The organism is Zafaria sp. Z1313 (assembly GCF_050563205.1).
Lineage (GTDB): Bacteria > Actinomycetota > Actinomycetes > Actinomycetales > Micrococcaceae > JAZDCJ01.
This window is the reverse complement of record NZ_JBNWUK010000027.1, coordinates 1-1,097: the sequence shown is the minus strand read 5'-3', so window position 1 is coordinate 1,097 and position 1,097 is coordinate 1. Positions and strand designations below refer to the sequence as shown.

General features: G+C 65.0%; 1 pseudogene. It reads right to left on the bottom strand.

The annotated features are described in order from the left end of the window. Nucleotides 1–1,097 (bottom strand): annotated as a pseudogene (locus tag ACQ3I4_RS15585) (IS256 family transposase); the annotation flags it as partial.

Here is a 1,097-nt window from a genome sequence, read left to right as displayed (position 1 = left end):
GCCCCGTCGGGTCAAGCGACCGGGTCACGAGATACAGGCATTTCAGCGCGGCAGCGTCGTTGGGGAAGTGCCCGCGGGCACGGACGGCGCGCCGGTAGCGGGCGTTGAGCGACTCGATCGCGTTCGTGGAGCAGATGATGCGGCGGATCTCGACGTCGTAGTCCAGAAACGGGATGAATTCCGCCCATGCGTTCTCCCAGAGCTGCCGGATCGCGGGATACATGGTGCACCACTTCTCGGCGAACTCCTCGAACCTGGCCCTCGCGACAGCTTCGTTGACGGCGGTATAGACCGGCTTGAGGTCGCGGGCGATCTGGTCCCAGTACTTCCGCGACGCGTATTTGAACGTGTTGCGGATCAGGTGGATGATGCATGTCTGCACCGTCGTCAGCTCCCACGTCGTGTTGATCGCGTCCGGGAGGCCTTTCAGCCCGTCGCAGACGACGATGCAGACGTCCTCGACGCCGCGGTTCTTGATCTCGGTGAGCACGCCGAGCCAGAACTTCGCGCCCTCACCACCGTCGCCGGCCCAGATCCCGAGGATGTCGCGTTCCCCGCCCGTGGTGACGCCGACGGCGACGTAGAACGGTTTGTTGCGCACCTGCCCGTCCCGCACCTTCACGACGATCGCGTCGATGAACACCACCGGGTAGACGCGGTCCAACGGACGGTTCTGCCACTCGGTCATCTCCTCGATCACCTTGTCGGTGATCTTCGAGATCGTGTCCTTCGAGACGCTGGCTCCGTAGACATCGTCGAAGTGCGCCGCGACCTCACCGGTCGTGAGCCCGCGCGCGGTCAATGACAGCACGATCTCGTCGATCCCGTCCAGCCGACGCTGCCGCTTGCGCACGATCCTCGGCTGGAACGACCCCTCACGATCCCGGGGAACGTCGATCTGCACTGCACCGACCTCGGTCATCACGGTCTTCGCCCGCGTCCCGTTACGGGCATTCTCGCCGGTGCTGGGCTGGTGCTTGTCATAACCGAGGTGCTCGGTCATCTCGACCTCGAGCGCAGTCTCCAGCACCCGCTTCGTTAGCCCGGCGAGCAGCCCGTCCGGGCCGACCAGGCTGACGCCCTTCTCCTTCGCTTCC